Here is a 484-nt window from a genome sequence, read left to right as displayed (position 1 = left end):
CAGGCCGCCGTCGCCCCATGCGTGGCTCACGCGCCATTGGCCGTCCTCGTGCATCGCATGGCTGTAGTAGAACGACAGGCCGTTGCGGTCGGTATGCCTTACCATCTGATGCTGCGCATACTCGAAACAGTAGGGCGCGTTGTGCGCATCGAGCACGGCGCCCAAATTACCCAGCGCGTCCTGCTGATATGTCACCAGCGGATGCACGCCACCTTGTGCATCGTGCAGCGTGAGCGCCCCGAGACAGCCCGCGACGATCCCCGAAGCAGCGCGCAACTCTCGCCCCGTAGGACGGCCTCCCGCGTATTCGACGAAGCGCATCGACACGCCGTGGTGAATCGCGTCGGTCCGCTGCTGGATATGCCAGGCGTTGCCATTCAGGTCGGCCATCCGGGATAACGGCAGACTGAACGTCTGCCCCCGATCTACGACCGGCACGCTCGCGCGCCAGTCGTCCGGCAGTGCGAACGCGTATTCCAGACCG

1 pseudogene is annotated in these 484 nt (G+C 64.9%); it reads right to left on the bottom strand.

The features are described 5' to 3' along the window. Positions 1–484, bottom strand: a pseudogene (locus QCE64_RS38095) (type IV secretion protein Rhs); the annotation flags it as partial.

Source organism: Caballeronia sp. LZ043 (assembly GCF_031451075.1).
In the GTDB taxonomy this organism is placed as follows: domain Bacteria; phylum Pseudomonadota; class Gammaproteobacteria; order Burkholderiales; family Burkholderiaceae; genus Caballeronia.
This window is presented reverse-complemented; position numbering and strand designations above follow the sequence as displayed.